We start from the raw sequence: 22,314 nt of genomic DNA on the forward strand, positions 1-22,314 counted from the left end.
TTAACCTCGTTGCACTTGCGCGGCTGGCGTAGCCATCGAACGCGCTGCGGCCACCGGCGTAGGCCGCGCCGCCAATTGAAACTCAGCGCCCACTTTGAGTTCACGCACATGGTAGATCTTGGCCAACTGCTTCACCAACAGCTCGATATTGCGCTCACTGGCGATTTCCAACACCAGCCGCTGCTCCAATTCGCTGTCGCGGGTCAGGTTCATACCGACCACGTTAAAACCACGGTAGCGCGCGACTTGCAGCACTCGCTCGATGGCAACCGGATGATGATCAACAAGTAAAGTAACTGTGGTGTGCATTAGTTTTTCTCCGTAAGCATGTCGTGGTTAGCAGCGCCGGGCGGTACCAAGGGCCAAACGTTTTCAGCCGCGTCGATCCGCACGTGTAATAAGAAGGGGCCGTCACTGGCGAACAGTTGTTCCAGCGCTGCCGGCATATCGGCAGCGTGTTCCAAGTACAAGGCAGGAATGCCAAAAGCGCGCGCTAAGGCGCAAAAGTCAGGGTTATCGCTTAAGTCGGTTTCGCTGTAGCAGCCGTCAAAAAACAGCTCTTGCCACTGCCGCACCATGCCTAAGCGTTGGTTGTCGATGATGACGATTTTGACCGGTAACTGAAAGCGTTTGATGGTTCCCAGCTCCTGTACGTTCATCATAAAAGAGCCGTCGCCGCAGATAGCAAACACCGTCGCCTCAGGGCGGGCGATCTGTGCACCAACTGCGGCCGGCAAACTAAAACCCATGGTGCCAAGACCACCGCTACTCAAATGATTATTGGGTTGGCTAAAGCGCATATGCTGGGCCACCCACATTTGGTGTTGCCCGACATCAGGGCAGACCACCGTATCGGCGGGCACCTGCTCACTGATGCTGCGCAGCAACTTGGGCGCATAGACACCCGGCGGCGGTGCGTCATAGCGCCACGGGCAAGCAGCATCAAGTTCGCGACAACGCTGTCGCCAAGCATCACAGTGCGTAGTCACTTGCAGCGTGGGTAAAATATCACGCACATTGCCATGAATGCCACACAGCGCGCGGCGGCGTTTGTGCAGCTCAGCGGCATCAATATCGATATGAATGACTTTGGCGTGGGGCGCGAATTCTGCCAATTTACCAGTGACCCGATCATCGAAACGCGCACCTAAATTGATCAGCACATCGCATTCTTGCACCGCCATGTTGGCGCATTGTCGACCATGCATACCCAGCATCCCCAAATCATGTGCATAGTCAGGCGCCACACTGCCCAAGGCTTTCAAAGTCGACACCGCAGGGATCTGCGTCGCGTCCAAAAACGCACGTAACTCGTGCACGGCATCCGCCATCACCACGCCACCCCCGATGTAAGCCACCGGGCGTTCTGCTTGCGCAATTAAATGGCGAGCCAAGGCGATGGCGGCGGCGTTGTCGATACCGTGTGTCGATTGCGGTGGCGGCGCTACACTGGGTTTCGCCGCGGCGGGCGGTTGCGTCGGACAGTCGCCCAGTTGAATATTCTTCGGCACATCGATAAGCACTGGCCCTGGACGGCCCTCAGCGGCAATTTGAAAGGCTTGTTGCAGCGCGTCGGCAAGTTCACTCGGGTGGCTGACTAGAATGCTGTGTTTGGTGACGGCTAAGCTCAAGCCCAAAACATCGATTTCTTGAAAGGCGTCGGTGCCCATCACCGCTTGATCCACTTGTCCAGTGATAGCGACGACCGGTACCGAGTCCAATTTGGCATCCGCCAGTGCTGTCAATAAATTGGTCGCACCTGGGCCCGAAGTTGCCATACACACACCGGTTTTACCGCTGGCCCGCGCATAGCCGATCGCAGCGAAGGCCGCGCCTTGCTCGTGGCGACAGAGAAAATGCTGTACCGGTGATTGATAGAGCGCATCGTAAATCGGCATGATCGCGCCGCCGGGATAGCCAAATACGTGTTGCACCTGTTGTCGGTGTAAAAAATCGATGATGAACTCAGCACCGGTCATTGCCATTTTCCCTTTTTCTTCGGCCCTAGAACGAAAAAACCCCCGCTTGGTGAAGCGGGGGTTTTTGGAGTTTTGCTTGTTTGGCTGTTGCTTTACAAATTCCAATACCTGCCCGCGCAGCGATTAATAATCACCACGAGGAGCACTAGAATGTTGATGTTTGCAACAGCAAATAAACGCATTGTGTGTTTTCTTCTTAACAGTTCAAGTTTTGTTCAAGTCTTATCTAGTTCTAACATTGTCAGTTTGAATGTCAACGGTTTTTTCCAATTGGCTTCATTTCTTTCATGTAAGCGCGCAAGGTACGACCGATTTGCTCGATCGGATGCTGATAAATGGCTTCGTTGACTCGATTCAGTTCGCTGTAGTCGACCGTTTCTGCATGTTGCAGCCCGGCGCCGATAACATCCGTGCGCAAGTGCGCAAACAGCTCGCGCTCTAACAGCTCATGTGCGGCGTTGGCGAATAAATAGTTGCCGTACTCAGCAGTATCTGAAATCACCACGTTCATCTCGTACAAACGTTTGCGCGCTATGGTATTGGCAATCAACGGCAACTCGTGCAATGACTCATAGTACGCCGACTCGGCCCGAATCCCGGCACTGACCATGGTCTCAAATGCCAATTCAACGCCAGCTTTCACCAACGCTACCATGACAATGCCGCGGTCAAAGTAGTCTTTAGCGCTCAGGGTTCCCGCGTAAGTAGGCGCTTGCTCAAAGGCGCTTTGCCGGGTTTGTTCACGCCAAGTATGCAGATCATGATCGTCGTTGGCCCAGTCGGCCATCATCTGCGCCGAGAACGCACCACTTAAGATGTCATCTTGATGTTTGGCGAACAACGGCGTCAACAATTGCTTGGCCTGCTCACTCAGCGCGTTGGCACGCAACCGCGCCGCACTGTCGAGGTGGCTCATCATCAAACTGATGCCACCAAACTTCAGCGCTTCAGTAATTTCCTCCCAACCGTGCTGCACCAAGTGGGCGGCTTCAGCTTTATCGATGCCATGCTGGACCATGTGGTCGTAACACAGCAACGAACCGACTTGCAGCATGCCACACAAAATCGTTTGCTCGCCCATTAAATCGGACTTCACCTCGGCCACGAACGAGCTCTCTAACACCCCGGCACGATGCCCGCCGGTTGCGGCTGCCCATGCCTTCGCCCACGCCAAGCCATGGCCATTCGGATCATTCTCTGGATGCACAGCAATCAGCGTCGGTACGCCAAAGCCGCGTAAGTACTCCTCGCGTACCTCGGTGCCTGGGCATTTGGGTGCCACCATGATGACGGTGATGTCGGCACGAATCCGCTGGCCACTTTCAACGATATTGAAGCCATGCGAATAGCCGAGCGTTGCGCCCGCTTGCATCAGCGGCATCACCGCCTCAACCACGGCGCTGTGTTGTTTATCTGGGGTTAAGTTGATGACCAAATCGGCACTCGGAATCAACTCCTCGTAGGTACCGACGGTAAAGTTTGCGCCGCTCGCTTGTTGCCACGACGGGCGCTGCTCTTTGATGGCCTCGGGACGAAGCGCATAGCTGACATCAAGTCCCGAGTCGCGCATATTGAGGCCTTGGTTGAAACCTTGCGCACCACAACCGACAATCACAATCTTCTTCCCGAGCAGTGCATTGCAGCCATCGCTAAATTCCGCGGCTTGCATAAAACGACATTGTTGCAGTTGCGCTAACTGCTGACGAAAAGGTAATTGATTAAAGTAATTGTCACTCATGGCTTTTCTCCTGTGGTCTGAATTGAGCCTACGACAGGATTTATGTTGCGTATAGTGAATCATTTGCAATAGAGTATTGCTAAATACGCAATATTTGAGGGTGGTATGGACCTACGTACCTTAGAGTTATTTGTCGCGCTTGCCGAAAGCTTGCATTTTGGCCGCACCAGTGAAGCCATGCATGTCAGCCCCTCGGCGCTATCGCGGCAAATCCAGCGCTTGGAAGAGGCACTCGGTGTGCGCCTATTTATGCGTGACAACCGCACAGTTGAACTGACGCAACAAGGTCAACAAGCGCTCATCACCTGTCAGGCGTTGGTGGCCAGCTGGCAACAATTGCAGCAGCAACTCGGCGACGACAGTCAACTGCGCGGACAATTACGTTTGTACTGTTCGGTCACCGCCGCGCAAACCCTGATGCGGCAGTTTATCGAGCGCTTTCGTCCGCTGTTCCCCAACGTTGCACTTACGGTGGAAACCGGCGATGCGGCTTTGTCAATCGAACATGTATTGCAACAACAAACCGATATCGCCATTGCCCCGCGCCCCGACAAAGTCCCTGACGGCTTATTGATGCGCGAACTCAACACTTCACCACTAGTATTTATTCGCCCGCGCGCCGACTGCGCAGTGCGCACGCAAACCCTTGCGAATACGCTCGATTGGTCAGCGGTGCCAGTAATTGTGGCACGCCTGGGGTTATCGCGGGAACGGCTGTTTGCTTGGTTTGCGCGCCATCAACAACAGCCGCACGTGTACGCCGAAGTGGCCGGCCACGAAGCCATTGTTGCCATGGTCGGACTTGGTTTAGGCATAGGTTTAGTGCCGGAAGTGGTACTCGAACAAAGCTTAGTGCGGGAACAAATCGAAGTATTTAAACGCCCCGCCGACGTACCGCCCTACCATGTCAGCATCTGCTGCCTCGAGCGCCGCCTGCAAGACCCCGTCATCGCCGCCTTCTGGCACGCCTGCCGTAGCCCGTAGCTCTACTACGGGAAAGCGATCGTACACCGCGATCTCAAAGCTCTTTCAACCGCCGCCAAAGCGTGGTTTTACTTATGCCGAGGAATTCGGCGGCTTTAGTTTTATTGCCGCCGAAGCGGCGCAGGGCGTCGGCGATTTGTTCCGCTTCCGATTGTTTTAAAAGCCCGCCAGCCGTTTCATCGGCTGCTTCTTCCGTGCTCACCGCGCCAGCAGCAACCAGCTCTGGCGCGATCAACGGCAAGGCCTCGATCAACGCGGGAATTGATTCGTAAATCGACAGCGACACCAACAAGCGCTCGACTAAATTCTCCAGTTGCCGCACGTTGCCCGGCCATTGGTAAGCGCGGAAAATCGGCAACAAATCTTTCACCAAATGCGCCACACTGATGTCATAACGATAATGGTTGTTCAAGGTGTGCATGAAATACAGCATCAACGGCTCTAAATCATCCAAACGCTCACGCAGCGCTGGTAACTTAATCGAGAACACGTTCATGCGGTAATACAAGTCTTCGCGAAAACGCTTATTTGCCACTTCCACTTGCAGGTCGTGATGACAGGCCGCGACAAACTTGATATTCAACGGAATGGTGCGATTCGAGCCGACCGGCTTAATTTCTTTTTCTTGCAGCATGCGCAGCAATTTTGCTTGCTGAGTGAGCGGCAGCTCATTCACCTCGTCCATAAAGAAGGTGCCGCCATTGGCTTCTTCCAACAGACCCGTGCGCCCACCGCTGCGCGCCGAGGTGAAAGCGCCCTCGGCGTAGCCAAACAGCTCGCTCTCGAGCAAGTCTAGCGGAATCGCCGCGCAGTTGATTGCCACAAAAGGCCCATCACTATTCGGACTTAGCGCATGGATTTGGCGGGCAATCAGCTCTTTACCGGTACCAGTTTCACCTTGCAGTAGCACCGGCGAAGGCGTTGCCGCATACAGCTCAGTCAGCCGAATAACATGGTGCATTTCGGCCGAAACGTAAGTCAATTTCGGCACTGGCTTAGTCACCCCACTTTGCACCAACGCGACTTTCGGTTTAAAGCGATACAGCCGCCCGACCAATTCATCTTCGAGGACAAACGCCGAACCCGTGGCTAAATAATCACGCTCGGCAATGGTCAGTGGTGTGGCTTGATCAGATAGCTCGCCGAACCGAATCGTCGGCAATTGCAACGGCACCCGTTTACGCCCATGCAGGTCAGGGAATAACTGTTGCGCCGAAGGGTTAGCGGCAATCAAATAGCCTTTGCGATTCACCAACAGGCTCGGTGCATCCATTTTCGATAGCAACAAATCAGCCAGCGCCGACTGCTCTTGCCGCTTGCGTTCAACGCGGGCTCGGGTAATAGCCGCTTCAATCAAAAACCGACAAGATTCGCGGGAATACACCATGACATAAGGGATACCGGCCTTTTCTGCCAAATCACAGACAAACGACGAGCCGATAACTACGCCAAATTGGTCTTGTTTTTGATTCTGGAAAATGTCGCGCGCCTCATCCACTGTGGAATAGGTGCGATGAATCAAATCGATATCGCCAAAATAAGAGAGTAAATCAACAGTGCGGGTCAATTGATGTTCATGGGTCAGCAGCAACATTTTGCGCGAAAAAGCGCTGGCTTTCATCACCGCCACGAACAAGTCACTTTGCGAAACCCGCAGCGGTACGACGGGCACGGGCAAGGTATCTTTTAAATAGAAAGCGTTGGCACCAGCACTGATAAACACATCAACAGCATTGGCTTCAATTAAGCGATGGGCGCTGGATAAAGCATCGGCAAAAATACTATCAATAATGGTGAACTCGGCAACTTCCCTAAATTCCGGCAGCAGCGAGTGCACCATTTTATTAAGTTTCGAGTTACCAATTAAACAAACCCGAACCAGACGCTCATCAGTATTTTTAAAGTCCATGCTCGGCGAATAACCACGCGTATTTTTGCTTGTTTGTGCGCTCATACTCGCGGATTTTTTCGGCATATTCAAGCGTTTCGCCAATCGGATCCATGCCGCGCATAAGGGCTTGTTGGCGGCTTTCAGCAAGTTCGAACGTCAGCTCGCGATCCCCCACCCGAATGCAACGTGACGCGATATCAACATTGACCTTCAACCCAGCAGCTCCAGCAGCGCGTTCCAACGCGAATAACGCATCGATCTCGGTCTGCGGTAAAACAATCGGCAGCAAGCCGTTATTAAAGCAATTGTTGTAGAAAATCTCGCCATAGCTCGGCGCCAGCAATACGCGTACACCGAAGTCACGCAGCGCCCACACTGCATGCTCACGCGATGAACCACAACCGAAATTCTTTTGTGCTAGCACCACTGAGCCATTGCGATAAGGCTCTTGATTCAGCACAAAGTCAGGATTTTCTTCACGCTCGCTCAGCGGTGTGTCGACATCACCGGCGTTCAGAAAGCGCTCGTCATCAAACAAAAAGTCGCCATAGCCAACTTTTTCAAGCTTCTTCAAGTATTGCTTGGGTAACAACGCATCGGTATCGATATCGCTACGGTCCAACGGAATCACAATACCGGTATGCTCAATTAAAGGTTTCAACATAACTCACCTCGTACGTCGACAATGGCGCCATGTATAGCTGCTGCAGCTGCCATCACCGGACTCATTAAGTGCGTGCGACCGCCCTTGCCTTGACGCCCTTCGAAATTGCGGTTCGAGGTTGAAGCACAACGCTCACCAGCTGCCAAACGATCATCGTTCATGCCCAAACACATGGAGCAGCCGGAGTCACGCCACTGAAAACCTGCGTCCAGAAAGATGTGGTGCAAACCTTCGCTCTCCGCCTGTTTTTTCACCAAGCCAGAGCCCGGCACTATCAGGGCTTCCTTAACATTGGCTGCGACCTGCTTGCCAGCGACCAGTGCCGCCACTTCGCGCAAGTCTTCAATACGGGCGTTGGTACAGGAGCCGATAAAGACTTTATCAACCGGCAAACCTATCAGCGATTGCCCGGCCTGCAGCCCCATATAATCAAGCGCGCGCTGCAGTGCTTGGCGCTCAGTAGCCGAAGCATCAGCAACGAACTCAGGCACCCGCCCGTCGACGCCAGTGACCATATCCGGCGACGTACCCCAGGTCACTTGTGGCCCTAATTGACTGACATCAATGACGACTTCACGGTCGAATTCAGCATTAGCATCAGAATGCAGCGCTTGCCAATCTTCCAGCGCCCGCTGCCACAAGGTCGACTTCGGCGCGTAAGGCTTGTCGCGGACATAGGCTTCGGTTATCGCATCAAACGCCACTAAGCCATTGCGGGCGCCAGCTTCAATGGTCATATTGCAAATCGTCATACGCCCTTCCATCGACATTTGCTCGATGATCGGCCCAGCATATTCCACCGCATAACCACGTGCGCCAGCGGCACCAATTTCACCAATCAGCGCCAGGATCAAATCTTTCGGCGTCACCCCACACGGCATCACCCCTTCAAAGCGCACCCGCATGTTCTTCTGTTTGCGCGTACGCAGGGTTTGCGTGGCCATCACATGTTCTACTTCGGAACTGCCGATGCCCATCGCTAAAGTCGCCAAAGCGCCGTGAGTAGAGGTATGCGAATCACCACACACCACGGTCATGCCCGGCAACGTTAAGCCTAACTCTGGACCCACCACATGCACGATGCCTTGGCGTTGATCTTGCAAGTCAATCAGGGGCACATTGTGCCGTTTACAATTGGCTTCCATGGTCGCGACTTGCTGGCGCGCAATGGGGTCATAAATACCAATCAGGCCTTGCTCACGATAACGCGTCGGCACCGCGTGATCCGGCACCGCCACATTTGCTGCGGTACGCCACAATTTGCGCCCCGCCAACTCCAATCCAGAAAAAGCCTGCGGTGAGGTCACTTCATGCAACAGTTGGCGGTCGATATACAACAGCACACTGTCGTCGGGTAAGGCAGCTACCACATGGCGCTGCCAAAGTTTGTCGTATAAGGTTTGGCCAGCCATAACCAGCTCCAATCTATGCGGTACGGTATCAGCGAACAACAGACGGAAAATTAGCGCACCGGCGCCAAGGTATCCCAAGCGAACCAGACGTTCACTTCTTGCCCAGCAAGGCCGTCTTCGCGATAACCACACCAATAAGTTAATTTGCCTTCTTGCAACGGCTCGATAATGCACTGCGGCAAGCGACAATCGCCGTCATCCTGCGCGAGTTCAGCAAAGGCAGCGTCTGCTTGTGTTTGCATGGTTGCGTTGTCTTCACTTAAACCGCGCACGTTCAGCGCAAATGCTGCCACATAGTCCGACCGATACACGTTGCACCAGGCGGGTTCAGCTGCGAGTTGTTGTTGCAAACGTTGTTGCACCGTGGCGGTCGCGGTATCAGCACTCAGCGGCGTCCGCGCACCAGCCCCTGAACCGTCAGTAACTGAACTACAGCCAGTCAACGTCAGTAGCAGCGCGGCCACGCACCAATTGCAACGCGTAGTGCAAGCTGACCACGTCGGCATATTTAATTTGTAAGTCATAAAGGTTCGCCTTATGAGCAGCGTTATCGCGATCACCACAGGCTTCAATCGGCACCACCACACGAAAATCGTGTTGCAGCGCATCGACGGCGGTCGCCCGCACACAACCACTGGTGGTCAAGCCGGTCACCATGACGCCGTCGCAACCTGCCGCGCGTAATTGCGCGGCTAAGTCAGTTGCAAAAAAGCCACTGGCCCAATGCTTCTCGATCACCACTTCGTCGGCTTGCGGCGCCACCCGCGGGTCGATATCGACCAACGGCGAGCCACGCTCAAGCACATTTAACGAAGGCAGTTTCTCGCGAAACACCGCAGCTTGCTCGGGTGTGTCATAGACCACGGTGGTAAAAAATACCGGCCAGCCGCGCTCACGAAACGCTGCTAACAACCGCTGATTCGCAGCCACCACAGCATCGCTCTCAGCCCCAAGCGGGCTCAGCGACGGCTGGGTGAAGCCTACCGACAAATCGACTAACACCAGTCCGTACTGCTGGGCTGGTGTTAGTTTTTCTGTGCTCCGAAACGCGGTCGTCATTTAACGTTCCCACTGCGGTGTTGCTGGTGCTGGCAAGCCAGTTTCAGCCAAGGCACGCGCCTTGATTTCCGCCAAGGTACCACCACGGTCAAACAGCGGCAGTTCCTCAGTGCGAGCGGCACGGATTTCATTGCGTAAGGCTTCGGTTGCAGCGCTATCAATAGTGCCATCAGCTGCCACTACCACACCGTAACGACGGGCACCATCGACGCTGATCAAACCACGTTGTACGTCGAGGCTCATCGCTGCAAGGTCGCGTTCGGTTGGGTCGCCCCAGCCACCGCCACCCCAAGTTTCGAACAACAGCAGGTCATCTTTTTCGACCTTGATGTTGTCGCACTTCGACGGCAGAATTTCCTGCGAACCATCGGCGCGCACCAACACTTTACGGCTACGCTGACCTGGCGTACCGCCACTCACACCCCACGGGTAGGTCAACCAGCGGTCGTCGTGAATCGAGATTTCGCCTTTCGCGAGCAACCGATAGCCGACACGCAAGCCATTACCACCGCGATGCTTACCGGCACCACCCGAATCAATAATGGTCTCGTACGTTTCGATCCGTAGCGGGAAGTAGGCCTCGATAAATTCGTTTGGTACGTTGGTAAAGCCCGGCCACAACGAGTGACCATCAGGGCCATCGCCAGCTGGACGTCCCGGAATACCGCCGAAACCGATCTGGAATAACTGGAACCATTCATCGTTCTCGTCGTAACCCGAGTACATAAAATGTGGCGAGTCAGAGAAACCAGCCGCACTCATCGCTGCTGGGTTCCCTTGTCCGAGCAAACCACCCATAATGTCAAAGATCCGGCCCAATAAGTGGGTGCGGCACGACAACGCAGCTGGGAAGTTTGGCTTCAAGATAGAACCCTGCGGAATGCGCACATCAACTAAGTCATAGAAGCCATCGTTGAACAGAATCGACGGATCAAACAAGTTGATGGTGAACGCCCCGAAGAACATCTTGAACATTTCTTCGTTCAAATAGAAGTTAATCGATGACGGTGCTTGTGGGTCGGTACCCTCAAAGTCAAAAATCGCTTTGTCACCCTCGCGCCACATCGAGCAACGAATGGTGTACGGACCTAAACCTGCACCATCGTCACAAATGTAGTCTTCAAAGGTCTGTTTCGACTCTGGAATAACGGTGCGAATGATTTCACGCATCGCCACAAAGTTACGCTCGAGCATCATCGTTAAAGCACTGGTAAACACGTCGTCGCCGAAGCGTTTCGCCAGTTCCATGCAGCGTTTACCGGCGGTGCGGCACGAGGCCACAATGGCGTTAAAGTCCGAGCGGTTCCAGCGCGGCATGCGCACGTTGTGTAGAATCAAATCCAACACATCGCTGTTGAGCTCGCCGTTACGGTAGATTTTCAAGGGCGGAATGCGGATCCCTTCTTCAAAGATGGTCTTGGCATCGGTTGGCAAAGAGCCTGGTACTTTACCGCCGACATCGGACATGTGACCGAACATCGCCGCCCAGTTAATCAAGCGTCCGTTGTGGAACACCGGCACCATGATCAGCCAATCTGGCAAATGCGAGACAGCGCCATCACACATGTAAGGGTCGTTGGTCAGGAACACGTCACCTTCTTCGATGGTGCCCTGATACGACTCGGTAAAACCGGTGATAAACGAGCCAAACTGGCCGACCACCATCTTCCCTTCGTGGTTGGCAATCATTGGAAAAGCATCGCCTTGCTCACGAATACCCGGCGACATCGCCGTGCGGAACAACACCGCGTCCATTTCGTTACGTGCGTTGGCCATGGCGTTCTCGATAATATCGAGGGTCACCGTATCCACATTGACGCGCTGCAACGGCGTGCTATTGGTTTCAATTAGTTGTGCTGGCATGGCGTTACTCCTTACCCGCAGGTTCAATCAGCAAGTTACCCACTTTATCGACACGCGCATGGTAGCCCGGGAAGATCACTGTGGTTGAATCCATCTCCATAACAATCGCCGGACCCGGCACCACATGGCCTGGGCTCAACAAATCACGATTGTAGTGGGTGGCTTGATGTAAATTGCCGTCAAAATAGATTTCGTTATGACCCATTTCGGCATCAGCGATGCTGCGATCGGTCTCGGCAAAGGTACGCTCGGTAATATTCGGGCGTGGAGCACGTGAGATAGCACGCAAGTTCACCAATTCGTGCTCTTCATCGAGCTTGAAGCTAAACAATTGCTCATGCTCAGCATCGAACGCATCAGTCAAGACACTCAGGCCACGCTCTTTAAACGCCGCTGGCTCTACTTCTTGCGTCAGCAACAAGGCTTGCCCTTGATAGCGCAAGTCAGCTTGCCAGTTAATCGTTTGCTCGCTCGCATCAATACCTTGACGGGCAAGTGATTCAGTCACTTGACGGGTGACTTGCTCAAACGCTTCCAGCACGCCAGCGTCGGTCAATTTTGATACGCCTTTCACCAATGAGCGTGACGCTTCATCTTTGACGCGCGTGGTGGCATCACCATAGGCGCAGAGTACGCCCGGTGCTGGCGGGACAATCACCGGCCAGGCATCCATCAAAATACCCAAAGCGTTGGCATGCAACGGACCTGCACCACCAAAGCCACAAAGCGCAAAGTCACGCGGGTCATAGCCTTGCTCGACCGAGATCAAACGCAGCGCACCGAACATGTGTTCGTTGGCAATGCGGACAATACCTTCGGCCGCTTCGTAAATCGAAATTCCCATGGCATCCGCGACTTTTTGCACCGCCGCCCGCGCGAGATCTTCGCGTACTTCCATATCGCCACCGAGCTTTTGATTCGCTGGCAAATAGCCCAATACCACGTTGGCATCGGTGGTGGTCGGTTGCTCACCGCCTTTGTTATACGCCGCAGGCCCCGGCTCAGCACCGGCAGATTGCGGACCAACGCGTAACGCCTTGGTCAGTTCAGGAACGAAAGCAATCGAACCGCCACCGGCACCAATGGTACGCACGTCCACAGATGGCGCGCGGACCGCAACGTCACCTACGCGGGTTTCCCGACGTAAGCGCGCAGAACCATTTTCGATCAAGGCAACGTCAGTCGAAGTACCACCTACATCAAAGGTCAGTACCTTGTCAAAGCCAGCACGGGTACAGAACCAAATAGCGCCAGCAACACCACCCGCAGGACCAGACAATAACAGGTTCACTGGCGTGTTCGCCGCTTGTTTAGCGGCTGACAAACCACCGTCTGAGCGCAGAATCGAGAGCTCGACATCGTCCGCCAGACGACTTTTCAGTTCGTCTTCAAGGTGGGTCAAATAACTTGCCACTTCTGGACGTACGAAACTGTTCACGACTGTAGTTTCGGTACGCTCATATTCTTGCATTTCAGGTACCACTTCACACGAAAGTGACACCGGGATATCCGGCATCACTTCAGCTGCAATAGCAGCAATCTCATGCTCATGGTCGCCATTGGCGTAGGCGTTGATCAGGCTCACTGTTAATGCCTCGATACCGGCATCACGCAAGCGCTCAAGTTCAGCGCGAATCGCTTCGCGGTCTAGTGGCTTCACCACCTCGCCTTTTGCTGACATGCGCTCATCGGCCTCAACAGTGCGCTCCAGCGGGGCTAACAAAGGTTCTTTGTTAAACACCACCCAGCCACCTAAACCACCAGGCACAAACGAGCGTGCGATATGCAGCACTTGTTTGTAGCCCTTGGTGGTCACCAAGCCCACTTTGGCGCCTTTCTGCGTCAAAATAGCGTTAGTACCTACCGTGGTGCCGTGCATGACCTTTTTGATTTGCTTCGGATCAACGCCCGAAGTACGACAAATCTTCTCGATACCGTTGAGTACCCCAATCGAAGAATCCTTCGGCGTTGAAGGAACCTTCGCCGTGTAAGTCTCACCGGTTGCATCATTAATCAGTAGTAAGTCGGTGAAAGTACCACCGACATCTACGCCTAGACGAAAACTCATACTGCCTCCTAGCGGACTGCTTCACGTTGGAGTGTACGTAAGCTGATCGAATCGGCATCAACACCTTCAGTGTTTAAGCGCGCATTCGGAGCCAGCACGAAAATAGTTGCGTGACGACGCTGATAATCAATAGTGAAACCAGCATTCGACACAATACCGCGGTCGCCATCTTCAGTGTCGATGGTGCGTAGGTTGTAGTTCATCCACTTCCAGAACTCGCCACGGCGATCATACACATCAGCCATGTAGAAACGCGGGAACTGCGTATCCATGTACATGACCTTCTTGCTGTACGGGTGCTCCGGTGGTGCGATGGCTTCAATCACCCATACTTCACGCGGTTCCCACTGATCAGCAGGGTTCCAGTACGGCGCAGTGTCCAGATCAACGATTGGGAACGCAGCATTACCAGAAGCATCTGGCTGCCATGGCGTCGACTGACTATTAGCTACTACTAAAATAGTGCGTTTGTCGACTAATTTATATTCTGGGTACCAAGTTGGATGCGCATTGAAAATCTCAATGTCATCGTTCAACTGGTCGGTTCCGCCAATCGGATCCATCCAAGTACCACCTGACAGACGACGGGTCCGGCGAACGCTCTTAATGTACGCCCAGCTGTCATCTAGTTTCGGTGAATCATAGCGAATGGTGTGCAAACCAAGGCCACGAATATCGTTTGGATAGGTTGCATACAACAGTTGCTTCCACAGAATATCGCCATCGCCCTGCTCAGTGGCATCCTCACCTAAGCGACCCTTCATGTAGTAGCGCTGCAGCACCCATTCTTGCGTCCGTTCCAAGCCATCTTCATCGTCGATGAACAAGTAGGCAAACTGCGAGTAGTCTTGGAAGTTCTTGGTTGGCTGCGCCACATGGTGGTTCCAGATCAACTTCTCGGCGGCGTGTGGGTCTTCCGCCGTGACGTTCGGAAACGGCATACCGGCAACCCAACCTTCCATCATGCGAGTGTCTGGGTTGTAGCTTGCCTGCGCCGAATATTGTTCAGTAGCAGCCACATAGTCGTCACCTAATTGGATAGGTGTCGAGGCCTTTAAGGTGATGCTTAAACCTTCGTTAGCGATTAAGTACGCTTGACGCTCAGTCAACAGATCAGAAATCTTGTGACCTTCAAAGGTATCGTTCATACGGGTTTCGAGGTTACCTGCGTTGATCACAGCGCCGGGCTCGAGTTCAGCTGCCTGGGCGGCGCTGAACAACATGCTCGAGGCGAGCAGCGATAACCAAAGCTTGTTCTGCATAATAGTCATGATGTGCTCCTTAGAATTGGTAGGTTAAGCGCGCGACCAATTGGTCGTTGCCTGCGAAGTAACCAAACAAGTTGGTGTCGTTAAAGCCCGCCAATGGCACTTCTTGATTGTTGCTGTCAAAGAAAAAGTCAGCTTCAAGACGCAAGCGCCAGTGGTCGCCATAGACCAACTCAACCGACGGAATCACAAAACCACCGCCATTGGTTAAATCAGCACCTACCGCAAGGGTTGGGTTGATTTTATCGTTATCGTAATTCATCCCGAGGATGCCGGTAATAATGGTGTTGTGCTCGTTACGGTCGGCACCAAAACCGGCAAGATTGACCAGCTGGTCAGCGTGGTCGTAATCCATGATCCACTTGTCGAAAAGCTGCACCGACAAGAACGATGGACGGCTGGTGCCAATGTAGCTGCTCAGGTCGACTTGCTTATCAAGACGGAACATAGTGGCAACCACGTCACGCTCTTCAATGCCACAGAAGCCGGGGAAGAAACCACAACCTGGACCTTCAGCGATACTTTCGCGACCGACGTTCATTGGGCTGTCGATGATGTAAGCGATTTCGGTACTAAAGACCGCGTCGATACCGGCAAAGTAGTTGTTGGCGGTAAAGCCAAGTACATCGACGGTTGGGAAGATAAACTCACCCGCTTCGCCCGGACCACCCTCATAAATCCCGCCATAAGGGCCGGTTTGCAGCTCTGGTTGACCTGGATTCGTTGCTGGGTTGGCATTGGCGACCGGGTCAATCGATGGACCGCGGAAGTACGCCAAGGAATAACCCCAATCACCGGCAAGACCATTCCAGCGCAAACCAAATGAATCGTCTTCAAGGTCAGCTTCTGGATGGGTGCGGTTGTACTTCACGTTGGCACCGAATGGCGCGCCAGGGAAGGCAATACCTTTGTTCGGGTTATTCGCCCAACGACCGCCTTCGACATCGTAGCTATTGCCGCGATCATCGACGTCATTCAAGCTGCCAGGGATATACAGAAACTGTAGGCTGCCATCTAGGTCATCAAAACGCTGAACTAAGTTCACCATGTTCAATGGCTTGCGTAGCTCTTCGTTCTCTGGCTCTAAGAATGAGCGCCAGCGATAGTCATAGCCGTGGACCACGTCGAGCAAAGCGAAGAAGTCGGTTTCACCCCACACCACTTGTTGACGGCCGATTTTGAAATCGAGGGTGTCAGTTAACGCCCCTTCAATCCAAAATTCACGCAACTCGATGTCGTTATAATTGTCGTCCATCAAATCGACGGGCGAGCCTGCGACACCACCGGTTTGTGCCCACTCATCAGAAACCTGTTGCAGATCTTTTAAGTAGTCGGTTTCGATTTCTTGCGCCGCACGACCGGTAATTTTGACGCGGTAGTTACCGAAATCTTTATATAAATCAAGCTTCAACGAAGTACGCGCCATCGAGATATCATATTGATAGTCGTCACGTTGTTGAAAGTCTGGACCCACCAAAGTGGGCTCTTCTAAGTTCATAGAAACATGCTGACGCACGTAACCACTTACTTCCCAGCCTGCAAAAAAGCCATCGTCTGCAGCCTGTACTTGGTTACTCGTCAGTCCTGCTGAAGTCGCCAAAGCTATTGCCGCAAATAAGGCAGATTTACGAGGCATCATGTTGTTTTTAGTATGCATCTCGATTGACCTTGTTGTTGGTAGTAGAACTTGTGAGATCGTCTGAACTCACCCCGTCGACGTTGCCGTCGAAGATAAAGGCAGGTTTGAGTAAGCGCACCAAGGTCGGCATCACAAACAGCGAAGTGAACGCTGAGGTGAGCAACCAAAGTCCGATTAACATCCCCATTTCTGCTTGAAAGCGCAGTGAACTGAGTGACCAGAACAATACGCCACAGGCCAGCGTGACCGAGGTCAAAAGCACCCCGCGGCCGGCCGAGAAAATGGCTTGGTGAATCGCTTCAACCAAATCCTGTTTCTTGTGCTTCTCGAGGTACTCTTTGATGGAGTCCACGATGTAGAACGCGTAATCAACGCCTAAACCAATGCCTAAAGCGACCACAGGTAAGGTGCTGATACTCATGCCAATGCCTTGCCACGCCATAAATGCGAAGGTGACAATGTTGGAAATAAGCACTGGAATAATGAAGAAGATGCCGCTAGCCGAGGCGCGATAGACCAGCAAACAACTGATAATCACCACCAATAGCGCCAACGCCACTGCTTCAATTTGGTCATTCAAAAGGATTTCATTGACGGCGGCGATCATGCCTGACGAACCACCGGCCATGCGCACTTGTGCATGTTCAAGCGGATTCTCGTCGATGAACTTTTGAATCTGTTGAGTGACTTGACGCAAGGTTTCGCCTTGGCGGTCACGAATAAAAAGGCGCACCGACGCACTGGTATAAAGCGTGTCTACGAATTGGGCTAAATCGTCCGGCGGCGCGCCTTGCATATAGAAATTAATCAATTCACCGTTTTCGAGCTGAGAGCTGCCGAGCTCGGTGTAACGCGGATTACCCTCGTACAAATTGCGTTTCACATCGACAATCACATCGGCCAAGCTGACGGTGGCTCCTACTTCTGGCAAGCGCTCAATATGGCGCTGGAATTCTTGCATCCAACGCAGCACTTCTGGGCGCTTCATATCATTCTCTTCGTCGCCCTCCAGCACAATGAACATTTGTTCGGCACCCGGGTAACGCGAGTTAATCAAGGCGCTGTCGCGGTTAAAGTCGCTGTCTTCCCAAAGGATCGGCGATCCTGGTGTGGCATCACCGATGGTCAAATCGGTCGCTTTAAACAGTAAGCCGCCCATGCTCAACAGCACCACTGGAATGATGAAGTAGCGCACACGGGTCTCGACACACAAGGCCGCGACATACAGCACCGCATTCAACCCACGGCGACAGTTAATCGGATGGGCTTTCGGCAGCGGCTTTTTCACCCAGCTCAACAGTACTGGCGTTAGCACCATGGCCGAGAAGCAAATAGTGACGACCCAAATCGCACCGATAATCGAGACTTTTTGCAGTAATGGAATGGGTGTAATGACCACACATAAAATGGCGCCAGCGTCAGAGATAATGCCGAGCAGTCCCGGCCGGAACAGTTCACGCATGGTCGATTCAGCGGCTTTGCGCGGTTCGATAAAGTCGTTTTCGACCAAGTCATCGAAGCGCACAATCATTTGCACGGCATGACTAAAACAGCGCGCCGTGATGATAAAGGCCACCACCACTACCAGCGGGTCAAAGTTGTAGCCCAGTAGCACACCGATACCCAACGCCCAAGTCGCAGAGACCACCCCACTGAGCAGCGGCAACAAGGTGCCACGCCAGGTCTGGTTCAAAATAAACAAGGCAAACAACATGGCCCCGAGACTGATCAGAGCGATGCGCACGGTTTCGTCCAAATGCACGTTAACCCAACCGTACAACGCAGGCTCACCAATCACATGGTGAGTCACTTGGTCGGTGGTGCTGTCAGCAATGATGTCTTGAATGGCTGGCAGAATGACTTGGTAGTCCACCAACTGATCATAGAAATCGAGCTGGATCAGCGCCGATTCCAACTGGGTATCGACATAGATGCCATAGACGAGGCTGTTGCTCAGCACACTGGCACGCAGGTCGGCAATTTCAGCATCGGTTTGCGGCAAGTCTGGCCACATCAACGGCACAGTTTCGATGCCGTAGCTCGACGCATTAATGGATTTCAACTGGCGCGATGCGAGCGAAATGATCTGGAACGGATTCGCCCCTTTCACAGTATTCAGCTCGTTGGTGACGCGCTGAATTTCGGCCAATATTTCACGGGTAAAGATTTCGCCCTCGTTAGCTTTAATCACAATGCTAACTTTGTTGGTGCCACCAAAGGTTTCTTTATATTGCTCATGTACTTCGGTGTAAGGATGGGTGCTTGGCACCATGTCACTGAACACCGTACGCACATCCAGATTCAACAAAGTTAATGCCATAAAAGCCGTGGTGACCAGAATCAAGCCGGCACTGGCTTTGCGGTAGCGGATCGCGGTGCGCGATAACCAAATTGCGAAACGTTCAAGCATCATAACGCGCCTGCCTTAGCGGTCGGCGTTACCGCTTCAAATTGGAGTGGAGTGCGAGAAAAATCGAGCGAAGTAAGATGACTACCGGTGAAAACGAAGGTTTGGCGAGTAGTTTGAGCGCTATTGCTAACAAAATTGAAGGTGCTGTTATTGCCTTCGAGCGCTTGCCAACCGTTATTATCGTTGCGCCAGAGCAGCGTGCCGTTAGCGCCAGCGACGAGCCAACCCTGCTCGCTGAGCGCGGCACTATAAAGATGTGCGTCGGTAGGGCTGTCGAGCTGTTCCCAGCTAGCACCTTGGTCATAACTGGCCGCCATATAGCCTGAATTACCGACCACCAGCATATGCTCGGCGTCGATAGCGATGCTTTGTAAGGTCACATCGGTCAGCTCTTGGCTTTGCCAGTTTGCACCGTTGTCAGTGCTGCTAAGTAAAGTGCCAAACTCACCGGCGATCCAAATACTGCCGTTTGCAGCAACCGCAACATCGCTGAGGTTGACGTCTTGCTCAAGCTCTTTGGCCTGTACGTTGAAAGGCTGGCCTTTCGCGCTTTGCTGCAAATGGAAAATGGTGCCCATTTCGCCCACCACCCAGAAGCCATCAGCGCTGGCGGTAATCCCTAGCAACTTACCGGCAAATTCACTGACCGGTAGCGCTTGAAACTGCCAATTATTTGGCTCGGCCAGCGCGCTAAGACTCAGTTCGCCGTCATACACATAAAAGGCGCCTTGGTTACCGACCGCAGCAATGGTGCCATTGGTGTGTTGCGCGATAGCCTGCAAGTTGTGTTCTTCGGCAAATTGCCCACGCTGCCACTCACGATCCGCATTACGCGTCAAAAAAGTGCCATTGCGACCGACATAAACGAGAATATCGTCCGGCGTTGCCACCACATCGAAAAAGACATCACGTGCTTCAAGCAATGGCTGCGGCAACGGCCGCAATTCGGTTTCTGGTTTAATAAAGGCAGCGGCATACGCCAACCCTGCAACAATCAGCCAAGGCGCAAGGCCTGCTAGGAGGCTGAACAGCTTTTGCATTCCTTTAGCCACAATGCGCTCCTTGCTCTGTGTCGTTCAGGTACTGGCGTTTCAACCAGTTATAGCTGTGGCCGCCAAGCTTACGCTCGACCATGGCTTCGGCTGTACCGATAAACTGGGTCAGTTGCGGCAGTGAAATGCCGGTTTGGTAGCCCATTTGCTCTAGCATCAGCACCGCATCTTCGGTGGCCATGTTACCGCTGGCACCCGGCGAAAATGGACAGCCGCCCATACCACCGATGGCGGTATCAAACTCACGCACGCCACATTGCAACGCGGCATACACATTGGCCAACGCCATGCCACGGGTATCGTGGAAGTGACAAGCAACCTGTGCCATTGGCACCACCGCCTGCAATTGATTCAGCAGCGTGGTGACTTGCGCTGGGTTAGCGGCGCCAATGGTGTCGGCAATAATGATTTTCTTCGCGCCGGCTTCGAGCATTTGCTGCGCAAAGCCAGTCACCACCTGTGGGTCGACTGTGCCCTCAAACGGACATTCGAAGGCGACAGCTAGATAAGCCTGACCGTTGAGTTGGTCGGCTGCCGCCTGTTGCATGATCTCGGCACACACCTGTGCGGTTTGCTCCAAGCTCATGTTGATGTTTTTACGATTCATAGTGTCGGTTACCGACAGCACCACGTTCACTGTGTGCGCACCGGCAGCTTTCGCGTCGGTATAACCACGTACGTTTGGCACCAAGGCGGCATAGCGCACTTTGTCAGTGTCAGGTAGCTGTTGATAAAGCTCGGCCGCTCCCGCCATTTGTGGCACCGCTTTCGGTGACACAAACGAGGTCGCTTCAATCGCGCTGAGGCCGCAGTCGACCAAGCCTTGAATCAGTTGCAAGCGTTTCTCGGCGGTTAACACCTTACCGAGACTTTGTAGGCCATCGCGTGGACCTACTTCGTTAATGGTGACCCATTGACTCATGTTGATCTCCGTTAGCCGATAATCTTGTGGGCTTTCAGTTCAGCGATTTGCGCTTCGCTGTAGCCAAGGTTGCGCAGCACATCTTCGGTGTGCTCACCCAATTTCGGTGGCGCAGTGTAGGTGTCGTCGCTATCGATCGACAGCTTGATCGGATTGCCCGGCGCTTTGACAAAGCCGCCATCGGCTTGCGGAATGTCCACCACCATTTTGCGAAACAGCACTTGCGGATCGCTTAAGGCTTCGGAGAACTTGTTGACCGGCGCACACGGGATCCGTGCTTTGCTCAGCGCCTCAACCCAATAGCTGGTGGGCTGCTGAATCGTTAGTTCGGCAATGGTGTTATTAATGTGGTCGCGGTTAGCGAAACGTCCCGGCTGGGTAAGGTAAATTGGATCGTTCAGGCGCTCGTCGTTGAAGACTTGGGTGAGATTTTCCCAGAACGAGTCAAAAATCACCGCGATGATCAGATGGCCATCGCCGGTCGGGAAAGTCCCGTACGGCACATGCACAAAGTGCGAGTTGCCAAGTGGCTTGGGATCATCACCACTTAAGAAATACATGGTCGCCATGTAGTTCAGCATGCTGATTTGACAGTCAAGCATGGAGATATCGACGTGCTGACCGTGGCCCTTCACATGCCGCGCGTTGAGCGCTGCCAAAATCCCCATCACGGCAAACATACCGCCCCCCAAATCGCCAATCGGAATACCGGCGCGCATTGGGTGCTTCTCGTCTTCGCCAGTGATGCTCATGCCACCACCGATGCCCTGCACCACTTGGTCAAAGGCCGGACGCTGAAAGTTAGGCCCCGCTTGGCCAAAGCCAGTGATCGAGCAAGTAATGATTTGCGGATTAATTTTTGCCAGATGCTCATGATCAATCTTGAGCTTGGTTGGCACCCCAGCAGAAAAGTTATCAATCACCACGTCGGCGTCTTTCACCAGGTCGTAGAAAACCTTGAGGCCGTCGTCAGACTTGAGATCGATGCAAATGCTTTTCTTATTGCGATTGAGGGTAATGAAATAAGCACCCATGCCGTCGTAGGAGTTTGCTGGGTCGGTTGCAAGTAATTTGCGCGTACCTTCGCCGGCAATCGGCTCAACCTTGATCGATTCAGCACCCAAATCAGCAAGCAGCATGCCTGCGTAGGGCCCCGACAACATATGGGTCAGATCGATGATCCGAATAGTGTCCAGTGGCTTGGCCATGGTGTCCTCGTTGTTGTTCTGCTTTGACGGTTTCTAGTGATGATTCGCATCTTCGCTGCAACTCATCGTATTTTTATGTCGTTTCAACGGTTCATCTTGAAATGGTGCGCTGTTTGAACCTGAAACGCTGTCGGCTAGAAACTAAGCAAGAGGAGTG

The 22,314-nt window shown here is 53.3% G+C and carries 17 protein-coding genes; 1 reads left to right on the forward strand and 16 read right to left on the reverse strand.

What is annotated here, in order from left to right; translation table 11 throughout:
• The 3 genes from ilvM to ilvC all read right to left on the reverse strand — a co-directional run bounded on the left by ilvM (position 1) and on the right by ilvC (position 3,717).
• A complete protein-coding gene (gene ilvM, locus ACJ8W9_RS06060) occupies positions 1–309 on the reverse strand; it encodes an acetolactate synthase 2 small subunit (protein ID WP_411360629.1) in 309 nt (102 codons plus the stop codon).
• Positions 309–1,979, reverse strand: a complete 1,671-nt coding sequence (gene ilvG, locus ACJ8W9_RS06065; RefSeq protein WP_411360630.1) for an acetolactate synthase 2 catalytic subunit — start codon at positions 1,977–1,979, stop codon at positions 309–311. Before ilvG ends, ilvM begins: the two co-directional genes overlap by 1 nt.
• 253 nt (positions 1,980–2,232) lie before the next feature.
• Entirely contained in the window at positions 2,233–3,717 is a 1,485-nt protein-coding gene (gene ilvC, locus ACJ8W9_RS06070; RefSeq protein WP_411360631.1) for a ketol-acid reductoisomerase, read from the reverse strand.
• Positions 3,718–3,822: 105 nt separating this feature from the next.
• Here ilvC and ilvY point away from each other — a divergent pair, with 105 nt between their 5' ends.
• The gene (gene ilvY, locus ACJ8W9_RS06075; protein WP_411360632.1) at positions 3,823–4,701 is read left to right on the forward strand and encodes an HTH-type transcriptional activator IlvY; all 879 of its coding nucleotides are present in this window, start codon (positions 3,823–3,825) and stop codon (positions 4,699–4,701) included.
• 34 nt (positions 4,702–4,735) lie between these two features.
• Here ilvY and ACJ8W9_RS06080 read toward each other — a convergent pair whose 3' ends face one another.
• The 13 genes from ACJ8W9_RS06080 to ACJ8W9_RS06140 are packed head-to-tail and all read right to left on the reverse strand — an operon-like array spanning position 4,736 to position 22,157.
• On the reverse strand, positions 4,736–6,655 hold the full coding sequence (locus ACJ8W9_RS06080; protein ID WP_411358976.1) for a sigma 54-interacting transcriptional regulator: 1,920 nt from the start codon (positions 6,653–6,655) through the stop codon (positions 4,736–4,738).
• Positions 6,600–7,256 (reverse strand): 3-isopropylmalate dehydratase small subunit, encoded by a 657-nt coding sequence (gene leuD / locus ACJ8W9_RS06085; RefSeq protein WP_411360633.1) that lies wholly within the window; start codon positions 7,254–7,256, stop codon positions 6,600–6,602. The genes ACJ8W9_RS06080 and leuD overlap by 56 nt, the downstream gene beginning before the upstream one ends.
• Entirely contained in the window at positions 7,250–8,668 is a 1,419-nt protein-coding gene (gene leuC / locus ACJ8W9_RS06090; RefSeq protein WP_411360634.1) for a 3-isopropylmalate dehydratase large subunit, read from the reverse strand. Before leuC ends, leuD begins: the two co-directional genes overlap by 7 nt.
• Before the next feature lie 50 nt (positions 8,669–8,718).
• On the reverse strand, positions 8,719–9,132 hold the full coding sequence (locus ACJ8W9_RS06095; protein WP_411358979.1) for a hypothetical protein: 414 nt from the start codon (positions 9,130–9,132) through the stop codon (positions 8,719–8,721).
• Positions 9,098–9,727, reverse strand: coding sequence for an isochorismatase family protein (locus tag ACJ8W9_RS06100; protein ID WP_411358980.1), 630 nt, complete (start codon positions 9,725–9,727; stop codon positions 9,098–9,100). Before ACJ8W9_RS06100 ends, ACJ8W9_RS06095 begins: the two co-directional genes overlap by 35 nt.
• Positions 9,728–11,590: a hydantoinase B/oxoprolinase family protein gene (locus ACJ8W9_RS06105; RefSeq protein WP_411360635.1), complete on the reverse strand. Its 1,863-nt coding sequence runs from the start codon at positions 11,588–11,590 to the stop codon at positions 9,728–9,730.
• Positions 11,591–11,594: 4 nt separating this feature from the next.
• On the reverse strand, positions 11,595–13,658 hold the full coding sequence (locus tag ACJ8W9_RS06110; protein ID WP_411360636.1) for a hydantoinase/oxoprolinase family protein: 2,064 nt from the start codon (positions 13,656–13,658) through the stop codon (positions 11,595–11,597).
• A gap of 8 nt (positions 13,659–13,666) precedes the next feature.
• Positions 13,667–14,929, reverse strand: a complete 1,263-nt coding sequence (locus ACJ8W9_RS06115) for a DUF1329 domain-containing protein (RefSeq protein WP_411358983.1) — start codon at positions 14,927–14,929, stop codon at positions 13,667–13,669.
• A gap of 10 nt (positions 14,930–14,939) precedes the next feature.
• Positions 14,940–16,583 carry a DUF1302 family protein gene (locus tag ACJ8W9_RS06120; RefSeq protein ID WP_411358984.1) on the reverse strand — a complete coding sequence of 548 codons (1,644 nt, stop codon included), beginning with the start codon at positions 16,581–16,583 and terminating at the stop codon, positions 14,940–14,942.
• Positions 16,573–18,978 (reverse strand): efflux RND transporter permease subunit, encoded by a 2,406-nt coding sequence (locus tag ACJ8W9_RS06125; protein WP_411358985.1) that lies wholly within the window; start codon positions 18,976–18,978, stop codon positions 16,573–16,575. The genes ACJ8W9_RS06120 and ACJ8W9_RS06125 overlap by 11 nt, the downstream gene beginning before the upstream one ends.
• Complete coding sequence (locus ACJ8W9_RS06130) at positions 18,975–20,027, reverse strand: YCF48-related protein (protein ID WP_411358986.1); 1,053 nt, start codon at positions 20,025–20,027, stop codon at positions 18,975–18,977. Before ACJ8W9_RS06130 ends, ACJ8W9_RS06125 begins: the two co-directional genes overlap by 4 nt.
• Positions 20,020–20,949 (reverse strand): hydroxymethylglutaryl-CoA lyase, encoded by a 930-nt coding sequence (locus ACJ8W9_RS06135; protein WP_411360637.1) that lies wholly within the window; start codon positions 20,947–20,949, stop codon positions 20,020–20,022. Before ACJ8W9_RS06135 ends, ACJ8W9_RS06130 begins: the two co-directional genes overlap by 8 nt.
• An 11-nt stretch (positions 20,950–20,960) precedes the next feature.
• Positions 20,961–22,157, reverse strand: a complete 1,197-nt coding sequence (locus ACJ8W9_RS06140) for a CaiB/BaiF CoA transferase family protein (protein WP_411358988.1) — start codon at positions 22,155–22,157, stop codon at positions 20,961–20,963.
• Positions 22,158–22,314 lie beyond the last annotated feature (157 nt).

The organism is Pseudidiomarina salilacus, from assembly GCF_047323925.1.
Lineage (GTDB): Bacteria > Pseudomonadota > Gammaproteobacteria > Enterobacterales > Alteromonadaceae > Pseudidiomarina > Pseudidiomarina salilacus.